18 protein-coding genes and 1 pseudogene are annotated in these 20,637 nt (G+C 65.4%); 9 read left to right on the top strand and 10 right to left on the bottom strand.

Annotated features, from left to right (window positions below; genetic code table 11):
• Window positions 1–147: 147 nt before the first annotated feature.
• Window positions 148–1,086: pseudogene (locus ACVWY5_RS18795) on the bottom strand (acetamidase/formamidase family protein); the annotation flags it as partial.
• A gap of 66 nt (window positions 1,087–1,152) precedes the next feature.
• Here ACVWY5_RS18795 and ACVWY5_RS18790 point away from each other — a divergent pair.
• The 3 genes from ACVWY5_RS18790 (at window position 1,153) to ACVWY5_RS18780 (ending at window position 4,053) form a co-directional block, all read left to right on the top strand.
• Window positions 1,153–1,947, top strand: a complete 795-nt coding sequence (locus ACVWY5_RS18790) for an ElyC/SanA/YdcF family protein (RefSeq protein ID WP_028333905.1) — start codon at window positions 1,153–1,155, stop codon at window positions 1,945–1,947.
• Between the two features lie 81 nt (window positions 1,948–2,028).
• Entirely contained in the window at window positions 2,029–2,811 is a 783-nt protein-coding gene (locus ACVWY5_RS18785; protein WP_028333906.1) for a DUF169 domain-containing protein, read from the top strand.
• A 66-nt stretch (window positions 2,812–2,877) separates the two neighbouring features.
• Window positions 2,878–4,053 carry a saccharopine dehydrogenase NADP-binding domain-containing protein gene (locus tag ACVWY5_RS18780; protein ID WP_028333907.1) on the top strand — a complete coding sequence of 392 codons (1,176 nt, stop codon included), beginning with the start codon at window positions 2,878–2,880 and terminating at the stop codon, window positions 4,051–4,053.
• A 220-nt stretch (window positions 4,054–4,273) separates the two neighbouring features.
• Here the strand turns inward: ACVWY5_RS18780 and ACVWY5_RS18775 are convergent, their stop codons facing one another.
• The gene (locus ACVWY5_RS18775) at window positions 4,274–5,473 is read right to left on the bottom strand and encodes an FAD-dependent monooxygenase (RefSeq protein ID WP_028333908.1); all 1,200 of its coding nucleotides are present in this window, start codon (window positions 5,471–5,473) and stop codon (window positions 4,274–4,276) included.
• 123 nt (window positions 5,474–5,596) lie between these two features.
• Here ACVWY5_RS18775 and ACVWY5_RS18770 point away from each other — a divergent pair, with 123 nt between their 5' ends.
• Entirely contained in the window at window positions 5,597–6,091 is a 495-nt protein-coding gene (locus ACVWY5_RS18770) for a MarR family transcriptional regulator (protein ID WP_193395223.1), read from the top strand.
• On the opposite strand, the gene ACVWY5_RS18765 is transcribed toward ACVWY5_RS18770, so the two are convergent.
• The 4 genes from ACVWY5_RS18765 to ACVWY5_RS18750 all read right to left on the bottom strand — a co-directional run bounded on the left by ACVWY5_RS18765 (window position 6,063) and on the right by ACVWY5_RS18750 (window position 10,818).
• Complete coding sequence (locus ACVWY5_RS18765; protein WP_028333910.1) at window positions 6,063–7,331, bottom strand: O-antigen ligase family protein; 1,269 nt, start codon at window positions 7,329–7,331, stop codon at window positions 6,063–6,065. The two genes, ACVWY5_RS18770 and ACVWY5_RS18765, sit on opposite strands and share 29 nt — an antisense overlap.
• 72 nt (window positions 7,332–7,403) lie before the next feature.
• The gene (locus ACVWY5_RS18760) at window positions 7,404–8,948 is read right to left on the bottom strand and encodes an undecaprenyl-phosphate glucose phosphotransferase (protein WP_028333911.1); all 1,545 of its coding nucleotides are present in this window, start codon (window positions 8,946–8,948) and stop codon (window positions 7,404–7,406) included.
• Window positions 8,949–9,063: 115 nt separating this feature from the next.
• Entirely contained in the window at window positions 9,064–10,203 is a 1,140-nt protein-coding gene (locus ACVWY5_RS18755; protein ID WP_028333912.1) for a glycosyltransferase family 4 protein, read from the bottom strand.
• 3 nt (window positions 10,204–10,206) lie between these two features.
• Complete coding sequence (locus ACVWY5_RS18750) at window positions 10,207–10,818, bottom strand: polysaccharide biosynthesis/export family protein (RefSeq protein WP_028333913.1); 612 nt, start codon at window positions 10,816–10,818, stop codon at window positions 10,207–10,209.
• Between the two features lie 175 nt (window positions 10,819–10,993).
• Here ACVWY5_RS18750 and ACVWY5_RS18745 point away from each other — a divergent pair, with 175 nt between their 5' ends.
• Entirely contained in the window at window positions 10,994–13,336 is a 2,343-nt protein-coding gene (locus ACVWY5_RS18745) for an exopolysaccharide transport family protein (protein ID WP_028333914.1), read from the top strand.
• A gap of 9 nt (window positions 13,337–13,345) precedes the next feature.
• Here the strand turns inward: ACVWY5_RS18745 and ACVWY5_RS18740 are convergent, their stop codons facing one another.
• Window positions 13,346–13,750, bottom strand: a complete 405-nt coding sequence (locus ACVWY5_RS18740) for a Bug family tripartite tricarboxylate transporter substrate binding protein (RefSeq protein ID WP_456671683.1) — start codon at window positions 13,748–13,750, stop codon at window positions 13,346–13,348.
• Window positions 13,751–13,776: 26 nt separating this feature from the next.
• Here ACVWY5_RS18740 and ACVWY5_RS18735 point away from each other — a divergent pair, with 26 nt between their 5' ends.
• Window positions 13,777–14,019 (top strand): type 2 periplasmic-binding domain-containing protein, encoded by a 243-nt coding sequence (locus ACVWY5_RS18735; RefSeq protein ID WP_050384915.1) that lies wholly within the window; start codon window positions 13,777–13,779, stop codon window positions 14,017–14,019.
• 45 nt (window positions 14,020–14,064) lie between these two features.
• Here the strand turns inward: ACVWY5_RS18735 and ACVWY5_RS18730 are convergent, their stop codons facing one another.
• Complete coding sequence (locus ACVWY5_RS18730) at window positions 14,065–15,393, bottom strand: MFS transporter (RefSeq protein ID WP_028333916.1); 1,329 nt, start codon at window positions 15,391–15,393, stop codon at window positions 14,065–14,067.
• Between the two features lie 328 nt (window positions 15,394–15,721).
• Between ACVWY5_RS18730 and ACVWY5_RS18725 the strand changes: the two genes are divergently transcribed.
• Entirely contained in the window at window positions 15,722–16,660 is a 939-nt protein-coding gene (locus ACVWY5_RS18725; RefSeq protein WP_028333917.1) for a LysR family transcriptional regulator, read from the top strand.
• A gap of 4 nt (window positions 16,661–16,664) precedes the next feature.
• On the opposite strand, the gene ACVWY5_RS18720 is transcribed toward ACVWY5_RS18725, so the two are convergent.
• Window positions 16,665–17,858 (bottom strand): GNAT family N-acetyltransferase, encoded by a 1,194-nt coding sequence (locus ACVWY5_RS18720; protein ID WP_028333918.1) that lies wholly within the window; start codon window positions 17,856–17,858, stop codon window positions 16,665–16,667.
• A 167-nt stretch (window positions 17,859–18,025) separates the two neighbouring features.
• Between ACVWY5_RS18720 and ACVWY5_RS18715 the strand changes: the two genes are divergently transcribed.
• Window positions 18,026–19,054, top strand: a complete 1,029-nt coding sequence (locus tag ACVWY5_RS18715; protein ID WP_038377423.1) for a polysaccharide deacetylase family protein — start codon at window positions 18,026–18,028, stop codon at window positions 19,052–19,054.
• A gap of 97 nt (window positions 19,055–19,151) precedes the next feature.
• Here the strand turns inward: ACVWY5_RS18715 and ACVWY5_RS18710 are convergent, their stop codons facing one another.
• Entirely contained in the window at window positions 19,152–19,361 is a 210-nt protein-coding gene (locus ACVWY5_RS18710; protein ID WP_016844954.1) for a DUF2842 domain-containing protein, read from the bottom strand.
• Window positions 19,362–19,551: 190 nt separating this feature from the next.
• Here ACVWY5_RS18710 and ACVWY5_RS18705 point away from each other — a divergent pair, with 190 nt between their 5' ends.
• Window positions 19,552–20,637 (top strand): COX15/CtaA family protein, encoded by a 1,086-nt coding sequence (locus ACVWY5_RS18705; RefSeq protein WP_028333920.1) that lies wholly within the window; start codon window positions 19,552–19,554, stop codon window positions 20,635–20,637.

The following is a 20,637-nucleotide window of genomic DNA, read 5'->3' as shown; positions in this document are numbered from 1 at the left end:
CGCGGAACACAAGTGCGGCTATTTATCCACTTGGTCATTCCAGGCGGCTCGCAGAGCCGATCCTCAGGTGCGCGAATTACGCACCGGAGAATCTCGAGATTCCGGATTCGATGCTGCGCATCGTTCCGGAATGACGTGCGTGGTTACCCCGTGGACCACCGATTTGGCGATCATGCAGTGGATGCCCTTGGAGCCGTTGACCGTCTGCGTCACGCGCAGGTCGGCGGCCAGGCTGCACAGAGTGTAGGCGTCCTCACGCGACAGGTTGCGCTTCTCGCCGAGCAGCACGATCATGTCGCGCAGCGCCCGCACCACGCACTGGTCGAGATCGGGATCCATCGCCATGGTCATGTAATGATCCGCGGTCTCTGCGCGCGGATAGGCAAGCTTGATATCCTTGCGCAGTGTGAGGCGAAAGCGGCCGGTCAGCGCGGTCTCGATCGCGGTGACGCAGACCTCGCCGTCGCCCTGTACGCCATGGCCGTCGCCGCAGGAGAACAGCGCGCCCGGAACGAACACCGGCAGATAGAGCTTGGCGCCGGCGCCGAGCTCCTTATTGTCGAGATTGCCGCCCATCGCGCGCGGGATCAGCGAGGAGATCCGGCCCCAGGCCGGCGGCGGCGACACGCCCATCACGCCGAAGAACGGCTTGAGCGGCAGATCGAGCCCCCACGGCATGCGGCCGACCATGCGTCCGCGATCGAGCGGGATGTTGAGGACGCGTGTCTCGTGGAAATCGTCGGGCAGGGTGCCGGACAATGGCTTGATCAGATTGTAACCCCAGTCCTGTCGCAGCTGAACGTCGAGAATATCGACCTCGAGCACATCGCCGGGTTCGGCGCCGGCAACGGCGATCGGGCCGGTCAGAATGTGTCCGGGTACCATTCGCTCGCACTTCGCATGGATGTCGTCGAGCTCGGGCGGAACGAAGAATTTGCCGCGGTCGGGCACCACGTCCGGGCCGCCGCTGACGGTCTCGATCGTAATCTCGTCGCCACTCGCGACGGTCAGAACCGGTATCAGCTTGGCTTCAAAGAAGCCCCAATGGCAGGTTTCAGGGCTCGACTTCAGATGATGATGGGTCATGTGACGGCTTTTGATTAGTTTCCCAGCAGCGTATGACGCTGTAGCAGAACTTCGCAGGGGCTTCTCTTGTTTTTTGTGCTCTCCAAGACGCTCGGCATCATGCTGCTGCCGATCAACTTCCTGATCGGTATCGGCGTGATCGGCACCGTGCTGCTGTTGACGCGGTTTGCGCGCCTCGGCCGCAGGTTGATGGTGGCCGCGCTGCTGCTGCTCGCGATCTGCGGCTTCTCGCCGCTCGGCAATGTCCTGATCTCCACATTGGAGCAGCGCTTCCCGCCATGGGACGCTTCGCGCGGCGCGCCGGACGGCATCATCGTGCTCGGCGGCTCGATCGATGCCGATCTGTCGGTTGCGCATGGCACGCCGGTGGTGCGCAGCGCGGCCGATCGCGTCATCGCGGCGGCGGCGCTCGCGCGCAGATATCCGAATGCACGCCTCGTGTTCACCGGCGGCAGCGCGAACCTGATCTCGAACGATGCGCGCGAAGCCGACTATGCCGCCGAGATGTTCGAGGGGCTCGGCATTGGCAGGTCGCGATTGATCATCGAACGCCGCTCGCGCAACACGGTGGAGAACGCCGAGTTCTCCAGGGCGCTGGTCGATCCCAGGCCGGGTGAGCGCTGGCTGCTCGTCACCTCGGCCTACCATATGCCGCGCTCGGTCGGGCTGTTCCGCAAGGCGGGATTCAATGTCGAGGCCTATCCGGTCGATTGGCGCGTCGGCGATGTCTTCAGCTTCGCGACGCTTGCGATCGACGGCCTGTCGCGCACCGATCTCGGCACGCGGGAGTGGATCGGGCTTCTGGCCTATCACCTGGCCGGCAAAACCGACGATTTGTTGCCGGGACCGGCTGCACGTTGAGGCTTGTCGCCTTCACCGGCCAATCCGGCTAACATCAAATCAACAGGCGGCGCCAAGCCGCCGCCCACGGGAGTTTTCGCCATGCAGCAACAGACACCGCCGGAACAGTTCGACCTCGGCGCAATCGTCACCGATCTGAACAATCTGCTGCGGCTGAAGACCACGGTGATTGGCATCAAGATGTTCGCGCGCGTCGAGGAGATGGAGGCGATCCCCAAGATCCGCCGTCCGTCGGCGGTCCACACCACGGACCAGATCGTCAGCATGGCCTCGCGGCTCGGCTGGACCGTCGGCATCACCGGCGACGATCTGGTCGGCGCGCAATGCCGCGCCGTGATCGGGCTCGCGCCGCAGGACGAGAAATGGCTCGCCGGCGAGAATTATGTCGGCGTCTGGCACGGCACCGCCGAAGACGCGCGCAAGCGCCAGGAGGCGCTCGACGTGGTGCCGTACGGTCAGTATCAGGCGATGGCGGTGAGCCCGCTGACCAGCGGACGCCTCAATCCGCTCGACATCTGCCTCGTCTACGCGACGCCGGGACAGATGATCATCCTGATCAACGGGCTCCAATATACCGGCTACAAGAAGTTCGAGTGGGGCGTGGTCGGCGAAACCGCGTGCGCGGATTCGTGGGGGCGGGCGCTGAAGACCGGCGAGCCGAGCCTGTCGCTGCCGTGCTTTGCCGAGCGCCGCTATGGCGGCGTGCCCGACGAGGAGATGCTGATGGCGCTGCCGCCGGCCTATCTGGTGAAGGCGATCGCCGGCATGAAGCAGCTTGCCAGGAACGGTTTGCGCTACCCGATCGCGCCCTACGGCATCCAGGCCGACGTGCGCGCCGGCATGGGCGTATCGTACAAGAAATAGCGCATTGCGTTGCCGCGCCCGCGATGACAAAAGGGCGCCCAATTCGCTGCGCAGGGAGCCTGAGCCATGTCCTCGTCGAAACTCGACATCGTCGTCTATGGTGCGACCGGCTTCACCGGCCAGCTCGTCGCCGAATATCTCGCGGCACATTATCGCAACAGTAGCCTGAAATGGGCGATGGCCGGGCGCAGCAAGGACAAGCTCGCCTCGGTACGCGACGCGATCGGCGCGCCCGCCGACACGCCGCTGATCGTCGCCGATGCCGGCGATGCCGGCTCGCTGAAGGCGATGCTGGCGCAAACCAAGTCTGTCGTCTCGACGGTCGGACCGTATCAGCTCTATGGCAACGAGCTGATCGCGGCCTGTGTGGAAAGCGGCACCGACTATTTCGATCTCTGCGGCGAGCCGGTCTGGATGCGACAGATGATCGACAAATACGAAGCCGCCGCGAAGGCCAGCGGCGCGCGCATCGTGTTCTCCTGCGGTTTCGACTCGGTGCCGTTCGAACTCGGCGCGTTCTTTGTCCAGGAGGAGGCCAAGCGGGTGTTCGGCGCGCCGGCGCCGCGCGTCAAGGGCCGCGTGCGCGACATGCGCGGCACGCTGTCCGGCGGCACCGCGGCGAGCGCCAAGGCCACCTTCGATGCGGTCGCCAAGGACCTCAGCCTGGTTGCGATCCTCAACAATCCGTTCGCGCTGACGCCTGGCTTCGAGGGCCCGAAGCAGCCGCGCGGCAGCAAGCCGGCCTACGAGGAGGATCTGCACTCCTGGACCGCGCCGTTCATGATGGCGCTGATCAACACGCGCAACGTCCACCGCTCCAACATGCTGATGGGCTTTCCCTACGGACGGGACTTCGTCTACGACGAGATGGTCCTGACCGGTTCGGGCGAGAAGGGTGAGGCCAACGCCAAGCGTGTGATGGCGCTGAATGCCGAGAAGACCGGCCCAAGCGCGCCGAAGCCGGGCGAGGGGCCGTCAAAGGAAGAGCGCGAGAACGGCCGCTACGATCTGCTCTATCTCGCGGTCGCGCCCGACGGCCGCATGGTCCGCGCCGGCATCAAGGGCGATCGCGATCCCGGCTACGGCTCGACCTCGAAGATGATCTCGGAATGCGCGATCTGCCTGCTGCGCGACACGCCCGACGTCGCCGCCGGCTTCTGGACGCCGGGAGCGGCGATGCAGCACAAGCTCATCAAGCGCCTGGTCGATCATGCCGGGCTGACATTTGAGGTCGAGAAGTAGTGCTTCTTACCTCGCCCCGCTTGCGGGGAGAGGTCGGATCGCATCGTGAGATGCGATCCGGGTGAGGGGGGACAGGTCAGTCCAATCGCATTGTGCGTGGAGAGAGCCCCGCACCCTAACTCTCTAAGAGCGAGCTTCGCTCGTCTCGACCCCGCATCCGCCTTCGCCCGAAGGCGGGCTTCGGCGGACAAGAGAGCGGGGAGAGGGAGAAGATAGAGCGCTACGCCGCCGCGCGCGGATTATAGGCGTACATGAAGTCCATGCCCTTGGACGACACCGGCAGCAGCAGCTTCAGCATGTGATCGCGCAGCCAGGCGCCGGTCGGGCTGAACTCGCGCTTGCTGTTGCCGTTGCGGCGGGCGATCGCCACGATCTTCTCGGCGCGCGGGCGCCGCTTGTGCTCGAAAGCCTGGAACGTCATGCCGAGCTCCTGGCCCTCGCGCAGCAGGATGCCGAGCCGCAGCGCGTCCTCCAGCGCCAACGATGCGCCCTGGCCGGCATGCGGGCTGGTGGCGTGCGCGGCGTCGCCGATCAACAGCGTGCGCTTGCGCGACCATGTCGGCAGCGTCGCGACGTCGAGTGTGTCGGTGACCACGATCTTCTCCGCAGCTTCGATGATCGCAGGGATCGGCGCGTGCCAGCCGGCGTGGAAATCGCGCAGATGCTGCCTGATCGCGTCCTGGCTCTGCAGCCGGTAGGCCGCCGCGGTCATGCCGTGCGACGGCTGCGTGCTCCACCACATCGCGCCCGTGTCCGGATCGGGGCTGCACATCCCATAGCCGAAGAAGCCGCTCTGCCCGAACGTGGTCGCCACCCGTTGGCCGATCGGCAGCTTCTCGATCACCGCGCGGGGCACGAATCCGCCGAAGCCGATCAGCCCGGTGTCGAACGGCGTCGGGCCGTCAGGGATCACGTGGCGCCGCACCGCAGAGTGCACGCCGTCGGCGCCGATCACGAAATCACCCTCGGCGGTGGTTCCGTCGTTGAAATAGGCGATCACGGGCTGGTCGCCGCGGTCTTCGATCTTCACCAGTTTCTTCTCGAAGAACACCGAGACGTTGGAGGCCCAGGCCTTGTCGATCAGCGTCTCGTTCAACGTCGCGCGGCACATGTTCACCGCGGGCTGGCCGAAGCGCTGCTGCATGTTCTGGTTGAGCGAGCCGAGCTTCTTGCCGCCCTGCGAATAGAAGTCGAAGGACTCCGCGATCGAGCCGTTGCGGATCAGTTTGTCGGCGAGGCCGAGCTCCGCCAGCACGTGCATGCCGTTCGGCGCGATCTGAAGCCCGCCGCCGATCCCGGAGGAGTAGGGCCAGGCTTCATAGAGCTCGGTCTCGATTCCGGCGCGGGTCAGGAACATCGCGGTGACAGGACCTGCGATGCCGGCGCCGATGATCAGAGCTTTACGGGGACGTGAGGTCATGCCTTGCTCCATGCATCCGTGTGGGATAGGAAAGGTCAGTTGCTAATTATCTTAGTACCTAAGATATTAGGCGAGTAAGAGATGGGAGCCGATTTGTCAAGCACGACCTCGCGCCAAGCGCTGATGCAGGAACTCGAGGAGGCGATGCGCCGGTCATCCGCGCAGGGCGTGATGTACGGCCAAGCCGTTGCGAACATGGCCGGAATTTCCAATTCCGACATGGAATGCATGGACATCCTGCACCTTGAGGGGCGGGTGACCGCGGGGCGCCTAGCCGAGGTCACCGGGCTGACCACCGGCGCGATCACCGGCGTGGTCGATCGTCTGGAGAAGGCGGGTTACGTGCGCCGCGAGCGGGACGAGAGCGACCGCCGCAAGGTCTTCATCTCGGTGGTGGAGGAAAAAGCGGCGGAGATCGGCAAGTTCTACGTGCCGATGCAGGAGGCGATGCTCAAGCTGTGGAGCAGCTACACCGACGACGAGCTGCACTTGCTGCTGCGCTTCGCCAATGACGGCTACAAGGGCGTGCTGGAAGCGACCGGAGCATTGAAGGCGGTGATCGACATGCCGCCGGAGCAGCGCGCCAGTCTCAGGATGCCGCCGAAGACTCGTCGATAATCCGTGCCGACATCGCGCGGTAGCGCTCGGCCGCCGCATACATACCCCACATCGTGCCCAGCATCATCCAGAAGTGCCGCCAGTGGTCGGTATCGATGATGAAGCTCTCGCCGACGAAGCCGAGGAACGCCGAGAAGACCGCGAGATAGCCGCGCTGCCACGGCACCCGCATGTAGATGTAGCGGAAGCCGATGACCGCGGTGACGAACACCAGCGCCGGATAGCAGATGCCGGAGATCCAGCCGCCCGACATGAAGGCGTTGAGATAGGAATTGTGGGTGTCCTCGGGGAAGTAAGTGTGGAATTGCAGTGGCCCGATGCCGAACGGCAGCTCCAGCGCCATCTGGGCGCCGAGGATGTGGCGGCCGAACCGGCCGAAGCGGCCTTCGTCATAGCTCTGGTCGAAGCTCGCGCGCTGCTTGAACATGTCGGCGACCGAGCCGACCGAGAGCAGCACCGCGATCAGCGCCACGGCCAGGATCGCGGCGATCAGGGTCATCACGATGATGCGCGAGCGCTGCGCCTGCGAGCGGCTGGTGAACACCATCAGCGCCAGCATGAAGGCCGCGGTGATCACGAGGCCGCCCCAGGCGGCGCGCGAGAACGACAGCAGGATCGCGAGCGAGATGATGCCGAAGGCGATGGCGTTGCGGAACGCCTTGCCGAAGCGGTCGGAGACGACGCTCTGCAGCGTGAACAGCGCCGGCAGGATCAGGAAGGCGCCGAGCACGTTCGGGTCCTTGAAGGTGCCGCGGGCGCGGTCATACAGCGTCAGCAGGTCGTAGCCGCCGGGCACCAGACGGAAGTAGCCGGCGATGCCCGCGAGCGAAGCGATCATCGCGCCGACGATCAGGCCGCGGCGCAGCATGTCGAGGCGTGCTTCGGTATCCTCCGACATCACCATCGCGAAGAAGATGACGGTGATGGCCATGTACCAGGAGGTCAGGATCCAGTTCACCACCTCCGGCTTGTCGAGGAACGGCACCGCACCGATGCTGTAGCCGACATTGAGCACGATCAATGTGAACAGCAGCGGCATGAACACCAGCCGCATGCGCAGGCCCGTGGCGAAGAACAGCACGCAGGCGGTCAGCGTGACGAGCTCATACGGGCTCGGCTCGATGAACACGATGGCGCCGGACGCGCCGGCCAGCCACACCAGTGCCCGCTGTAGCGCCAGCACGCCCGTTGGTGCTGATGTCAGCGAATGGGACGTCCCGGCTGTCGCCGCATAGGCCATCGGATACTCACGCAACGCAACAGATACATACGTTTGTCATTGCGCGCGCAACGACGGCAATCGGCTGAATTCTCAGTACGCGTTCTCGCTCTTGGTCAGCAGCGAGAACGGGGTCTTGAGCAGGATGTAGAGGTCGAACAGCACCGACCAGTTCTCGATGTAATAGAGGTCGTATTCGACGCGCTTCTGGATCTTCTCGTCAGTGTCGACCTCGCCGCGCCAGCCGTTGATCTGCGCCCAGCCGGTGATGCCGGGCTTGACGCGGTGGCGAGCGAAGTAGCCGTCGACCGCCTCGTCGAACAGGCGGTTCTCCAGCTTGCTCTGCACGGCGTGCGGGCGCGGGCCGACCAGCGACAGATTGCCCTTCAGCACCACGTTGAACAGTTGCGGCAATTCGTCGAGCGAGGTCTTGCGGATGAAGCGGCCGACGCGGGTCACGCGCGGATCGTTCTTGGTCACCACCTTGGAGGCGTTGGGGTCGGCCTGGTGGTGGTAGAGCGAGCGGAATTTGTAAACGTCGATCCGCTCGTTGTTGAAGCCGAAGCGCTTCTGGCGGAACAGCACCGGGCCGGGGCTGTCGAGTTTCACCGCGAGCGCCACCAGTCCCAACACCGGCAGCGCCGCAAGCAGGGCCAGACCGCCGACCACGCGGTCGAACAGCCATTTCAGCACCAGATCCCAGTCGGTGATCGGCGCCTCGAACATATCGAGCGTCGGCACCTTGCCGATATAGGAATAGGAACGGGGGTGGAAGCGCAGCTTGTTGGTATGGGCCGACAGGCGGATGTCGACCGGCAGCACCCACAGCTTCTTCAGCATTTCCAGAATGCGGGTCTCCGCCGAGATCGGCAGCGCGAACAGCACGAGATCGACGCGGGTGCGGCGGGCGAATTCGACGATGTCGTCGATCTTGCCGAGTTTCGGTGAGCCGGCGCAGGTATTAGTGGCGCGATCGTCATTGCGGTCGTCGAACACGCCGAGCACATGGATGTCGGAATCGTCCTCGGCGTTCAGCGCCTCGATCAGCTGCTCGCCATTATGGTCGGCTCCGACGATGATGGTGCGGCGGTCGAGCCGGCCGTCATGCGCCCAGGCGCGTACCATCGATCGCAGCAGCAGCCGTTCGGCGATCAGCACCGCAAGGCCGACGCAGAAGAACGACGACAGCCAGACCCGCGAGACCTCGCCGCCGAGCTTGACCAGGAAGGAGATGCCGATGAACAGCAGGAACACGACGGTCCATGACGAGATCATGCGCGTCATCTGGCGAAGCTGGCCGCGGAAGATCTGCACCTGGTAGATATCGGCGGCCTGGAAGCAGACCACGGCGGCAGCCGACATGCCGAGGATCGATGCGATGTATCCCCAGTGAATGCCGCCGCCGGCGAGCGGCCTGACATAGGCGAGATAGAGCCCGACGCCGACCAGGCTGAGCAGCACGAAGTCGGCGAGGCGAACCACGCCGGCGATCACGACCGGCGAGTAGGCGCCGCGAACCTTCTGGTTGGTAACGGCGAGCGCGGCCGGCGAGAGGCGCCGGCGCCGTTCGATCTGCGGCTGAGCGGCCGTCGCAGGCGCAGCGGCATCCAGCATCGAGCGTGCGTTAAACGGTTCCACGAGTCCACGTCCATTCCTGCGCATGCAGATGGGCATCCGCGCGCAGCACGAAAATTCCCCCGGACGTGACTTAAAGGGACAAATCGGAAGAAACGGTTACGTGTGCAAGAAGTGGTTAACGTTTGGCAAATGCGTCGCGATAGCCGGCCAGCACACCCTCGACCATCGCGCTTTGCGAGAAATGTTCCGAAATCCGTTCGCGCAGTCGCTCGGCGCGCGCCGCGGTCGCGGCGGGATCGTCGAGCGCGGCCTTGATCGCGTCGGCCATCGCTCCGGCATTGCTCGGCGCGAACAGGGCGTCGGTGTGGGTATCGAAGATCTCGGGGATGCCGCCGACATCGGCCGCGATCATCGGAACGCCGGCCGCGCCCGCCTCGATCACCACATAGGGCATCGAATCGCCGCGCGAGGGCACCACGAGCAGGCTGCCCTTCGAAAAGCCAAAGCGCGCCTTGACGTGACCGATGAAACGGACGGCCTCACCGAGCGACAGCCGCTTCACCTGCTCCTTGAGGCGCTCGAATTCCTCGCCGTCGCCGCCGAGCGTCAACGTCACCGGCTTGCCCTCGGCGCGCAGCTTCGCCACCGCGTCGATCAGGAGATCGGCGCCCTTGATGCGCCGGAACTCGCCGACATAGGCCACATCGGCGGCATCGTCGGCGCGGGGGACCGGTTCGAATTCCTCCGCGGTGACGCCGTTGAACACGCAGCGCACGAGGCCTGCCGGCTTGCCGACGGTGCGCTGATAGGTGTCGCGGGCAAACGCGCTCTCGAACAGGAACAGGTCGGTGCTGTTCATCAGGGTGCGCTCGAGCTGGCTGTAGAAGCGGCCCTTCCAGGTGTCGAGCGGGTAGTGCAGCGAGCCGCCGTGCGGCGTGTAGACCCGGATCACCTTGCTCGAGCGCCGCCGCAGCCGGACATAGGCGCCGGCCTTGGCGCCATGGCCGTGGACGACATCGGGTTTCAGCTTGCGGATCAGGCCGGCGATGTGGGTCCAGACCATGAAGTCGGCGAAGCGCGGCTCGCGGCGGATCGCCACGCGGTGGACGCCGAGCTTGAGCCGCGGCTCGATCTCGGCAAGCGCCGCATCGGCCCGCGCGCCGCCGGTCAGGCTGTCGGCGACGATGCCGACATGGTGGCCGCGTTCGATCTGGCCGTTGGCGACGTCGAGGATGTGACGAATGATGCCGCCGACCGGGGCACGCACCACGTGCAGGATGCGAAGTGGCGGTTGCTGGGTTTGATCCTGCGCCATCGATCAGAACCAGCGCTCGCCGACGAACACGGTGTCACCCGGGCCGATGGGCGTGCCCAGCGGAGCAACGAAGCGGCCTGCGCCGGATGCATCGGTGTGGGTGAGGGTGACCTCGTCGCGCCTGGCGCGCGGCGAGAAGCCGCCGGCGATCGCGACCGCGCTTTCGACCGTCATGTTGGGCACATAGGGATATTGGCCGGGGGCCTGGACTTCGCCGAGGATGAAGAACGGCCGGTAGGCCTCGATCTCGACCGAGACCGACGGCTCGCGGATGTAGCCGTTGCGCAGCCGAGCAGTGATCTCGGCGGCAAGCCGGGCAGGGGTGCGGCCGCGCGCCGGCACCGAGCCGATCAGCGGCATGGTGATCGCGCCGGCGGCGTCGATCGCATAGGCGTTGGTCAGCCCTTCCTGGCCATAGACCACAACGCGGAGCTTGTCGCCGGGGCCGAGATTATAGCCCTCGCGCGTCGGCGCGGGATCGGCATAGGCCGCGGGCGCAGCATACGCCATCGAATCGAGGCCGGGGTCGCTGGCGACCGGCGACGTTCGGCCCACGCAGCCCGACAGCGCGAGCGCAGTGACCAGGCAAATAAGGGGAGCGCGCAGATCGCGCATGTGAGGAATCCCGAGACAAGATCGGCCCCGATTAACGGCACTCATGGTTAACAAAGAATGACGGGGCGAGTGGTGGCGACCATGCCCGTCAACCCCACCGATTAACCCAGCGGCAACCTTAATGGACTGTAATCGCCCCATTGAGATGGAGTCGCGGTGTCCGCGGGGGTTCGTTATGCGTTTTGCATTCTGGCGTAGAGGCAAGGATAAGGCCGTCGTGCAACGGGCGTTGCCGAAGTCTGCGCCCGTCGCCGACGAAGCTGTCGTGAAGCCGGCTGCGCCCAAGCCTGCTCCTGACAAGCCTGCTCCTGACAAGCCGGCCCGTCCGGCGGAGACGGCCGATCTCGACCTGCACGTGCTCGGCCGCGCGCTGGCGCGCAAGCGCGGCTGGATCATTGTGCCGACGGTGCTGGTGTTCGCGTTGTCGCTTGCCGCGGTCAACATCGTGACGCCGCGCTACAAGTCGGAAGCGCGAATCCTGATCGATAATCGCGAGAACGCCTTCCTGCGTCCGAACGGCGAGCGCGACCTGGAACGCACCTCGCTCGACGCCGAGGCGGTGACGAGTCAGGTGCAGCTGCTGCTGTCGCGCGATCTCGCGCGCGACATCATCAAGAAGAACAAGCTGGCCGAGCGTCCGGAGTTTGATCCGGTGCTGCGCGGCTTTTCGCCGCTGAAGTCGCTGCTGGCGCTGTTCGGCATCGGCCGTGATCCGTTCAGCCTGACGCCGGAAGAACGGGTGCTTGATTCATATTACGAGCGCTTCCAGGCTTTTGCGGTCGACAAGTCGCGGGTCATGGTGATCGAGTTCCAGTCGGAAGATCCCGAGCTTGCGGCGCGCGTCGCCAACTCGATTGCCGACGGTTATCTCGTGCTGCAGCAGGCCGCGCGACAGGACCAGGCCAAATCCGCCAGCACATGGCTGCTCGGCGAGATCGACAAGCTGCGCACCAAGGTCGCGGACGCGGATTCGCGCGTCGAGGAATTCCGCTCGAAGTCGAGCCTGTTCGTCGGCACCAACAACATCCCGCTGTCGAACCAGCAGATGGGTGAGCTGAACACGCAGCTCAACAATGCCCGCGCGCTGAAGGCGGATGCCGAGACCAAGGCGCGGCTGATCCGGGAGATGCTTCAGGGCGGCAAGCCGATCGAGGCTTCCGAGGTCCTCAATTCCGAGCTGATCCGCCGGCTGGCCGAACAGCGCGGCACGCTGCGCGCGCAGCTTGCCGAGCAGTCGTCGACGCTGCTCGACAACCATCCGCGCATCAAGGAATTGAAGGCGCAGATCGCCGATCTCGACCGGCAATTGCGCGAGGAAGCCGGCAAGGTTTCGCGCTCGCTGGACAATGACGCCCGCGTCGCCGATGGCCGTGTCATGGCGTTGCAGGCGAGCCTGGACCAGTCGAAGAGGCAGGCATCGTCTAGCAATAGCCAGGACGTGCAACTGCGCGGGCTGGAGCGCGAAGCCAAGGCGCAGCGCGACCTGCTGGAGGCCTATCTCGCCAAGTATCGCGAGGCGACGGCGCGCGAGAACATCGAGGCCGCGCCGACCGACGGTCGCATCATCTCGCGCGCCTCGGTTTCGAATACGCCGGCCTATCCGAAGAAGCTGCCGATCGTGCTGATCGCGACGCTGGCGACGCTGCTGCTGTCGTCCGGCATCATCATCACCGGCGAGCTGCTGCGCATCTCCGCGCCCGGTGCGGTTGGCCGCGCCTTCGCGCCGGCGGCCGCCGTGATCAGGCGCCGCGAGCCGGTCATGGATGCCGCAACCGTGGACCAGCCCGCGCCGGCGCTGCCGCCTGAACCCGCGCTCGCATCGCCGGTCGCGCCGAGGCCGGCGGTGGAGCCCGAACTGCCGCTGGAGCCTGCGGCTGCCTATGAACCTCCGGCGCCGCCTGAGTCAGCCCAGACCGCCGACGAGATCGATGAGCTCGCCGAGCGCCTCGTCGCCGCCGGTCCCGCCGCCCACAAGGTCACCGTGCTCGGCCCGGCTGCGGCTGATAGCGTTACGCTGACCGCCCTGACGCTGGCGCGTCTGATGGCGCGCCAGGTCAAGGTCGTCGTCGTCGATCTCGTCGCGTCCTCGCCGGTGTTGACGTCGGCGACCGTCGATCCCGGGGCGCCGGGCCTTGCCGAGCTGATGCAGGGCGAGGCGACCTTCGCGCAGATCATCACCAAGGATCGGCAGTCGCGTGTTCAGATCGTCAGCGCCGGGCGTCCGGGCTTCGATCGCTCGCATCTGCAATCGCCGCGGCTCGCCCTTGCGATCGATGCGCTGCTCAGGGTCTACGACCACGTGCTGCTCGACGCCGGTTCGGCCGTCGACCTGCCGGCCGAACTGCTGACCGCGAAGGCGCAGGCGGTCGTCGTGCCCGACGCCGCCATGGCGCAGGATGCCCGCCACTCGATGGTCGAGCAGCTCAGGGCGGTCGGCTTCGCCGAGGTGACGATGCTGAGCAAGCCCTGCGCGGCGTCGGAAGCGGTCGCGAGGGGCCCGCGGGTGGTCGCCGCCTGAGCGCCACCGTCAGCCCGTCGGGGTAAATCCGGTCGCCCGCACGATCCCTTTCCAGCGATCGCATTCGGTGGCGAGCAGTTGCGCAAAGTTATTCATCGCGATTGCGTCGACGTCGACCGACAGTTTGGCCATGCCGGATTTGACCTCGTCGGTGCGCAATGACGCCTGGATCGCGCTGTTGAGTTGCGCGACAATTGCCGCGGGCGTCTTTGCCGGCAGGAAGATGCCGAACCAGGTCACGTCCTGAAGCCCAGGGTAACCGGCTTCCGCCACCGTCGGCACATCGGGAAGAGATTTGAGACGGCTGGGACCGGTCGTCGCCAGAGCGCGAAGCTGTCCGGATTGGACCTGGCCCAGCAGGCTGTCGATCGGCATCACCGCCGACGCGATCTCGCCCTTCAGGAGATCCTGCACCGCCCCTCTGCCCGCTGTCGCTTCATTTGTGCTGCCGGCTCGCCGCAACCGGCCGCTTCATCACCATGCTGCCGGGCTCGGTCGCGCAGTTTGCCGGCGGCGATCTCGGGCTGAAGGTGCTTCCGGTTCAGCTTCCGCGGGCGGCCGCCGTCTCGGCGGCGATCGTCACGCTGAAGGGCCGCACCCTGGGCCCGACCGCCGAGATATTCATCGCCTGCATCCGTGAGATCGCGAAGGCGGCCGCGAGCAAGGCGGCCGCCGGCAGGTGACGGGCATTACAGGCGCCGTTCCCTTCCGGTGCAGGCGCCCGGTGCCTAGTGCGCCATCATCGGTTCGCGCGCGGTTCGCTCGAGCACCGGATCGATCCGCAGCCTGATCGTGACCAGCGCGCCGATCAGTCCCATCACGGCGAGCAGCAGCAGGCCCGCCGTGAAGCTGCCGGTCAGGTCCTTCAGATAGCCGACGGCGAATGGGCCGGCGAAGCCTGACAGGTTGCCGAGCGAGTTGATCGCGGCAATGCCTGCCGCCGCCGAGGCGCCGGTCAGGATGCCGGCCGGCATCGGCCAGAACATCGGCGGCACGGCTGACACGCCGATCTGCGCAAGGCAGAGCAGGGCGACGATCAGCACCGGATTCGACACCAGCCCGGCAAGGCCGATGCCGACGGCGGCGAGCGTCAGTGCGCCGGCGACATGGTATCGCCGCTCGCCGGTCTTGTCGGAATGGCGGCCGAGCAGCACCATGCCGACCGCGCCGAACACGAAGGGCAGGGCCGCGATCAAGCCGGTCTGGGTGTCGGTGACGCCAAACGCCTTGATGATGGTGGGCAGGAAGAATGCGACGCCGTAGCTTGCCGCGTTGAGGCAGAAATACACGAAGGCGCAGGCAAGGACCCGCGAGTCGGTGAGCGACTGCAGAACGGAAATGTGCTCCACGGCCTCGGTTTGCTGCCGCTCGCGCTCAAGCGTGGTCTGGATCCACTTGACCTCGTCGGGCTGCAGCCAGCTTGCCTGGCGCGGAAAGTCCGGCAGGAAGGTCAGGACAGCGAAGCCGACCAGGACCGACGGCAATGCCTCGCAAACGAACAGCCACTGCCATCCGGTCAGGCCGGCGCCCGACAGGTTGAGCAGCAATCCCGAGATCGGCGCCCCGATGATGCTCGAGATCGGGATCGCCAGCATGAACAGGCTGATGACGCGCGCGCGGTACACCGACGGGAACCAGAGCGTCAGATAGAAGATGATGCCGGGGAAGAAGCCGGCTTCGCAGGCGCCGAGCAGGAGGCGCAGGAAGTAGAAGATCCATTCGCTCGACAGGCCGCTCGCCGCTGACATCTGCGGGATGAAGGCAAATGCGGCCGAGACGATGCCCCAGCTGATCATGATGCGGGCAATCCAGCGCCGTGCACCGAACCGCTCCAGCAGGATGTTGGAGGGCACCTCGAAGAAGAAGTAGCCGATGAAGAACAGGCCGGCGCCGAGCCCGTAGGCGGCCTCGCTGAGGCCGAGCGCCGCGTTCATGTGCAGCTTGGCGAAGCCGACATTGACGCGATCGAGATAGGCCACGAAGTAACACAGGATGAGGAACGGAATCAGCCGCCGCATCATCTTCCCGATCGCGCGCTTCTCGACATCGTCGCTCATCGTTCCCGTCCCTTCCTGTTTTTCGATTCGGCAGACGATCACTGCGCTGTTCGGGGCGGCATCTGGCGCACCCGCAGCGGTTCGTCGCGTTGCCCTTGCAAGTCCCATTCATTGTTGTGTAATCGACGGCCGCGTGACTAATGGCATTTGGGAATGGAGCCACGGCGAAACTTTCATGATGCACCGCGGTATAAGCGCGGGAACCCTGGAGCATTTTCCAGCGAAGTGGCTGCCGGTTCGCTCAAGAAAACGCGTCCAAGCAGATCTGGAGCCCGTTCCGGTTTAATCGGAACGAAAAAGGTTCTTCCGGGCAGAATGGTGGCGGGCCGTGATCAATAATCTGAAACTGCGCCAGCTGCGCCTGCTGGTCGCTCTCGACAATGAGCGAAAGTTGCAGCTCGCCGCCGAGCGGTTGAACATCACCCAGTCCGCGGCATCGAAGATGCTCGCCGAAATCGAGGCGCTGGCGCGGGTTCCCTTGTTCGAGCGCACCGCGCGCGGCGTCGAACCGACGGCCTATGGGTCGATCCTGATCCGTGGCGGCAAAAGCGTGCTGGCCGATCTCGACCAGGTCACCGACGAGTTCGCGGGCTACAAATCCGGTGAGCTCGGCACCGTGTCCGTTGGTACAGTCGCCAAGCCGAGCATCGATCTCGTCGTCGACGTGATCCAGTATCTTGGCGAGAAGCTGCATCGGGTGAACATCTCGCTCGACGTCAGCACCAGTCCGCCATTGATCTCACGTCTGCTGGCGCTCGAGTTCGATTTCGTCGTCGCCCGGATTCCCGCCGGCATCGATCCCCGGCAATTCGACTATTACGAGATCGGCGCGGAGGAGGCGGTGCTGCTCGTTCGTGCGGAGCATCCGTTGGCCGGCCGCGAGACGGTCGAGCTGGAGGACATGGCCGACCAGCAATGGATCTGCCAGCCGCGCGAATCCTTCATGCGCCAGGCGCTCGAGAGGCTGTTCATGAGCCGTGGCGTGACGCCGCCACGTCGGGTCATCAACACCGAGTCGTTTTTCGCCTCGGTCGGAATTGCCGCGGGCATCGACGCGATCGTGCCGGTCCCCATGCTGGTGTTCGATCTGGTCGATCCGCAGCGGTTCAAGGTGCTGCGCCTGCGCGACAGGCTGTTGTTGGAGAATTACGGCCTGATCAAGTTGCGCAAGCGTGCGCTGTCACCCGCCGCGGCATTGTTGTTCGACGCGATGAAGCGGCTCGGCGTACCGAGTGTCGGCGCAGAGCAGGACGACGCGGCGAGCTGAGTGCTCAGCGGAACATGCTGCGCAGGTTCTGGGCAATCTCGAACAGCGCCGGATTTTGCTTCACAGCGCGCTTGGCGCGATTGATGGCCGACAGCGCACTGGCCGCCGGCTTGCCGCGCAGGCTGAGCGGAATGAAGCTGTCGACAACGGCTTCATCGTCCTTGCAGAACAGCCGCTTGTACTCGTCCGAGCCGATGCCGAGATCCAGAGCGCGGTAGTTCAGACCGGCATGGCGATCGATGATATCGCGCATCAGGATCAGGCCGGGGCTGAACTTGGAATTGGCCGACATCGTGTAGGTGTTGAACATCATCGAGAAGCGATGACCGTCGGACACGCCGGCGAAGATCGCGATCACTTCTTCGTCGCACTCCAGCGCGTGGATGTCGATCGCATAGCCGTTGCCGTCGGCGCGCGGCGCGAGGCAGGCGGCACGAATGAACGGCTCGATGCCCGGCTCGGCGAACACGTTCGGCAGCTTCTGCTCCGCCATGCGCTGCGGCTTGACGCGGAAGAACCAGTCGAGCAGGCGGCAGACATCGGCGCTCTCGCTCGCGACGTAATAGCGGTAGCCGGGCAGCGCCTGCAGCTTGCGTTCCTTGCCCTTGAGGCGGCGGCGGAACGAGTTGCTGATCAGCGCCGCGGGCGCCGCGCCGGGCTCGATCGCCAGCACCGGGCAGTCGTTGACCGAAGGCTGGTGCGGCAGCAGCGCCAGCGGATTCGGCAGGTCCTGCCAGCGCAGCGGCTGCTGGCAGAGCACGAGCGCGTCGGCGCGGGAGCGTTCGGTGATCGATTCGATCAGAGCCGCGATATCGGCTTCCGTCGCGTTAGCGGCGAAATCCCTCTCGCACAGCGCCATGTTGAAGGTTGCGTGCTTGCCGCCCATGAAGCTCGCACAGTTCGCGCCGAGGCGGGACTCGATTGCGAGCGGCAACAGCAGCAGCGGCCGGCGTTCGCTGTCATGCGCGACGACGATGAAGGGCCGCAGGCCCTCGCGCTCGCCGACCTGGCGCTGCCAGCTGGCGAGGAAATCGAACCGCTGATAGGGCGTGTAGCTGTGCTGCGATGTCTCGAAGCTGCGCCAGGTGGCCTCGGCCGCGGTGAGATCATGAAAGATGTCGACGCCGGCAACGCGGATTGCGTTAGGCCACGCCCGCGTCTCAGCCGTCTGGCCTTCGATTGCCGCCGCCATGGTCATCTCGGAACCCAAATTTTTTTAGGTATTAATTTACAGTTCTCGGCTGGGCCGACCTTCGCAGGGAAATGTCAACAAAGAGTAATAACAATGCCGTGGCGGTGTGCGGGAACCGCCTGACAAGGACGGGGATCTTGGCGCCGGACAGCGGGATTTTACGACGGGCCCGAATGGAGCTCGCGTATTTCAGTGGCGTCTTCAAGCTGCGGGAACGCGAGAGCGGCGGCGCCGGGGTGATCCTGCGCTTCGCCCGCGTTCGTCCCGCGCGACGCGGCCGGTTTCAGCCGCTGAAGTCCCAGGAGATCACGCCGGCTTTCCTCGATCGCACGATCCGCGCGCTGAAACGCTGGCAGTATGACATCGTCGGAATCGACGAGGCTTGCCGCCGCGCGGTGACCTTGCCGGAGCGCCGGCGCTTTGCCTGCCTGACCTTTGACGGCGCCAGCAAGGACATCGTCACCCATGCCTGGCCGGTGCTCATGAGGCACCGCGTCCCCTTCACCCTGTATCTGCCGACGGCTTTCCCGGATGGTGTGGGCGCGGCGTGGTGGCTGGCGCTCGAGGACATCATCGCCCGCGAGAGCCGCATCGGCCTCATGGTCGACGGCAGGGAACGGCACTTCGCGGTCTCGACGCTGTCGGACAAATACGAGCTGTTCGATTTCCTGTCCGGCTGGCTGCGCAAGCTGCCGCCGTCGGACCTGTCGTACGCGCTGAACGATCTCGCCAGGCGCTATTCGGCCGACGCGGCCCAATTGTCACGCAATGCGTCACTCGACTGGCAGGATCTGGCGAAGCTTGCCGCCGATCCAAACGTGACGTTCGGCAGCGCCACCGTGAACTATCCGGCACTGTCAAGCCTCAGGGATGCCGACGCGCAGCGCGAGATGGCGATGGGCAACGCGGTGGCCGAGAGCGCGCTTGGGCGGCAGGTCAGGCATTTCGCATTCCCGTTCGGGGACCGCGATGCATTCGGCCGTCCGCATGTCGTGATGGCCGAGGAGGCCGGCTTTGCCAGCGCGGTGTCGACCATACCAGGGGTCGTCGAGGCGCAGCGGCGCACCAACCTCCACGCGCTGCCGCGCATCGCATGGGACGGCCGCGTGCGCTCATTGCGGATGATGCGGGTGTTGCTGTCGGGTGTGATGTTCGCGCCGGTACGGCCGACGCGCAGTGCGCGCGACCAGAACGCTACCTAAAGCGCGATGAGATTAGGTTGAATCGCCATCGCGCTTTAGCTCCTTGTTTGAGCATGATCTTTTCGGAAAACCGCTTCGCACTTTTCCGGATCATGCTTTAGGCGCGATCGGGCCGCGACATCCAGGCGACGATCGGCATCGCCGGCAGCACCCAGCCGAGGCCGGCGACGACGTAGAAGATCGCCTGCAGCAGCCCCGAATTGGCAAGCCACGGCGTCTGGGCGACCGTCATGCCCAGCAGCGACCACACCACCACCAGGATCAGCAGGAAGATGGTTCCGAGCAGTTTGCGGGTGCGTATGGCCATGGCGGATATTTGCAACTCGTGATCCAGGGCGTTTTCGCGCGAAGCGGGCACCGGCTGCGCAAAGAAAACGCGTCAAAACAACATTCTGGAGCTTCCTTCCGGCTTGATCGGAACGAGGCTCCGGGCGGCGCTTGCGCCGCGGGCGCGGCGGACTATAAGGGGCCCGAAAATCCAATCAAGTCAGGGCGAAATGGCCGGTATTTCCGCAAAGACATCGCAGCTCCGCGCCGTCAGGGTCTGGCTGGTCGCGGTGGCCGCCCTGATCGCCCTGATGGTCTTGGTCGGCGGCGCCACCCGGCTCACGGAGTCCGGCCTGTCGATTGTCGAATGGAAGCCGGTGACCGGCACGCTGCCGCCGCTGACCGAGGCGCAGTGGACCCAGGCTTTCGAGGGCTACAAGAGGATCCCGCAATATCGCGAACTCAACGCCGGGATGACGCTCGAGCAATTCAAGACGATCTTCTGGTGGGAGTGGAGTCACCGGCTGCTTGGCCGCGTGATCGGCGCGGCCTATCTGCTGCCGTTCCTGTATTTCTTGTGGCGCGGCGCGGTGAGCGGCGAGCTCGGCAGGCGGCTGTGGGTAATTTTCGGCCTCGGCGCGCTGCAGGGCGGCGTCGGCTGGTGGATGGTCGCGTCCGGCCTCTCGGAACGCATCGAAGTATCGCAGTATCGGCTGGCGACGCATCTGGTGCTGGCGCTGCTGATCTTCGCGGCGATCGTCTGGACGCTGCGGCGCCTGACCGACCGTCCGGCCGTGATCGCGCCGCTCAGGCTGAAGCTCACGAGCGCGGTGCTGCTCGTGCTGACCTTCGTGCAGCTCTATTTCGGCGCGCTGGTCGCGGGGCTGCGCGCGGGCAGGGTTTATAATACCTGGCCCGACATCGACGGCGGCTTCATTCCGTCGGCTGACCGGCTTTGGTTCGAGACACCGTGGTGGCGCAATCTGTTCGACAACACGCTGACGGTGCAGTTCGAGCATCGCATGACCGCCTATCTGCTGTTCGCGCTGGCGATCGCACATGCGATCGATGCCATGCGCGCGCGCGCCGGCGGCGCTGTCATCGCGGGGGCCTGGTGGCTGGTGGCGGCGATCACGCTGCAGGCGACGCTTGGCATCCTGACGCTGCTGCATCAGGTGCCGATCGATCTGGCGCTGACGCACCAGGCCGTCGCCATCGTCGTGCTGACGCTCGCGGTGCTGCAGGCCGAGCGCTTCGCCGCGCGCCGGACCGAGCGGGACCAGCCGACCCTCGTTGCGGTCGGCCAGCCCGGTTGA

The organism is Bradyrhizobium sp. USDA 3256 (assembly GCF_054058275.1).
Note: the sequence above shows the minus strand (reverse complement) of the source record. Positions and strands in the feature narration are given on the sequence as shown.

What these genes read in the sequence shown, in the direction of transcription:
- ACVWY5_RS18775 (WP_028333908.1), bottom strand. Translation starts at nt 5,473, where the DNA reads ATGACCTCACGTCCCCGTAAAGCTCTGATCATCGGCGCCGGCATCGCA.
- ACVWY5_RS18715 (WP_038377423.1), top strand. Translation starts at nt 18,026, where the DNA reads ATGGAGCTCGCGTATTTCAGTGGCGTCTTCAAGCTGCGGGAACGCGAG.
- ACVWY5_RS18705 (WP_028333920.1), top strand. Translation starts at nt 19,552, where the DNA reads ATGGCCGGTATTTCCGCAAAGACATCGCAGCTCCGCGCCGTCAGGGTC.
- ACVWY5_RS18765 (WP_028333910.1), bottom strand. Translation starts at nt 7,331, where the DNA reads ATGGCCTATGCGGCGACAGCCGGGACGTCCCATTCGCTGACATCAGCA.
- ACVWY5_RS18730 (WP_028333916.1), bottom strand. Translation starts at nt 15,393, where the DNA reads ATGAGCGACGATGTCGAGAAGCGCGCGATCGGGAAGATGATGCGGCGG.
- ACVWY5_RS18710 (WP_016844954.1), bottom strand. Translation starts at nt 19,361, where the DNA reads ATGGCCATACGCACCCGCAAACTGCTCGGAACCATCTTCCTGCTGATC.
- ACVWY5_RS18745 (WP_028333914.1), top strand. Translation starts at nt 10,994, where the DNA reads ATGCGTTTTGCATTCTGGCGTAGAGGCAAGGATAAGGCCGTCGTGCAA.
- ACVWY5_RS18720 (WP_028333918.1), bottom strand. Translation starts at nt 17,858, where the DNA reads ATGACCATGGCGGCGGCAATCGAAGGCCAGACGGCTGAGACGCGGGCG.
- ACVWY5_RS18780 (WP_028333907.1), top strand. Translation starts at nt 2,878, where the DNA reads ATGTCCTCGTCGAAACTCGACATCGTCGTCTATGGTGCGACCGGCTTC.
- ACVWY5_RS18750 (WP_028333913.1), bottom strand. Translation starts at nt 10,818, where the DNA reads ATGCGCGATCTGCGCGCTCCCCTTATTTGCCTGGTCACTGCGCTCGCG.
- ACVWY5_RS18755 (WP_028333912.1), bottom strand. Translation starts at nt 10,203, where the DNA reads ATGGCGCAGGATCAAACCCAGCAACCGCCACTTCGCATCCTGCACGTG.
- ACVWY5_RS18785 (WP_028333906.1), top strand. Translation starts at nt 2,029, where the DNA reads ATGCAGCAACAGACACCGCCGGAACAGTTCGACCTCGGCGCAATCGTC.
- ACVWY5_RS18770 (WP_193395223.1), top strand. Translation starts at nt 5,597, where the DNA reads ATGCAGGAACTCGAGGAGGCGATGCGCCGGTCATCCGCGCAGGGCGTG.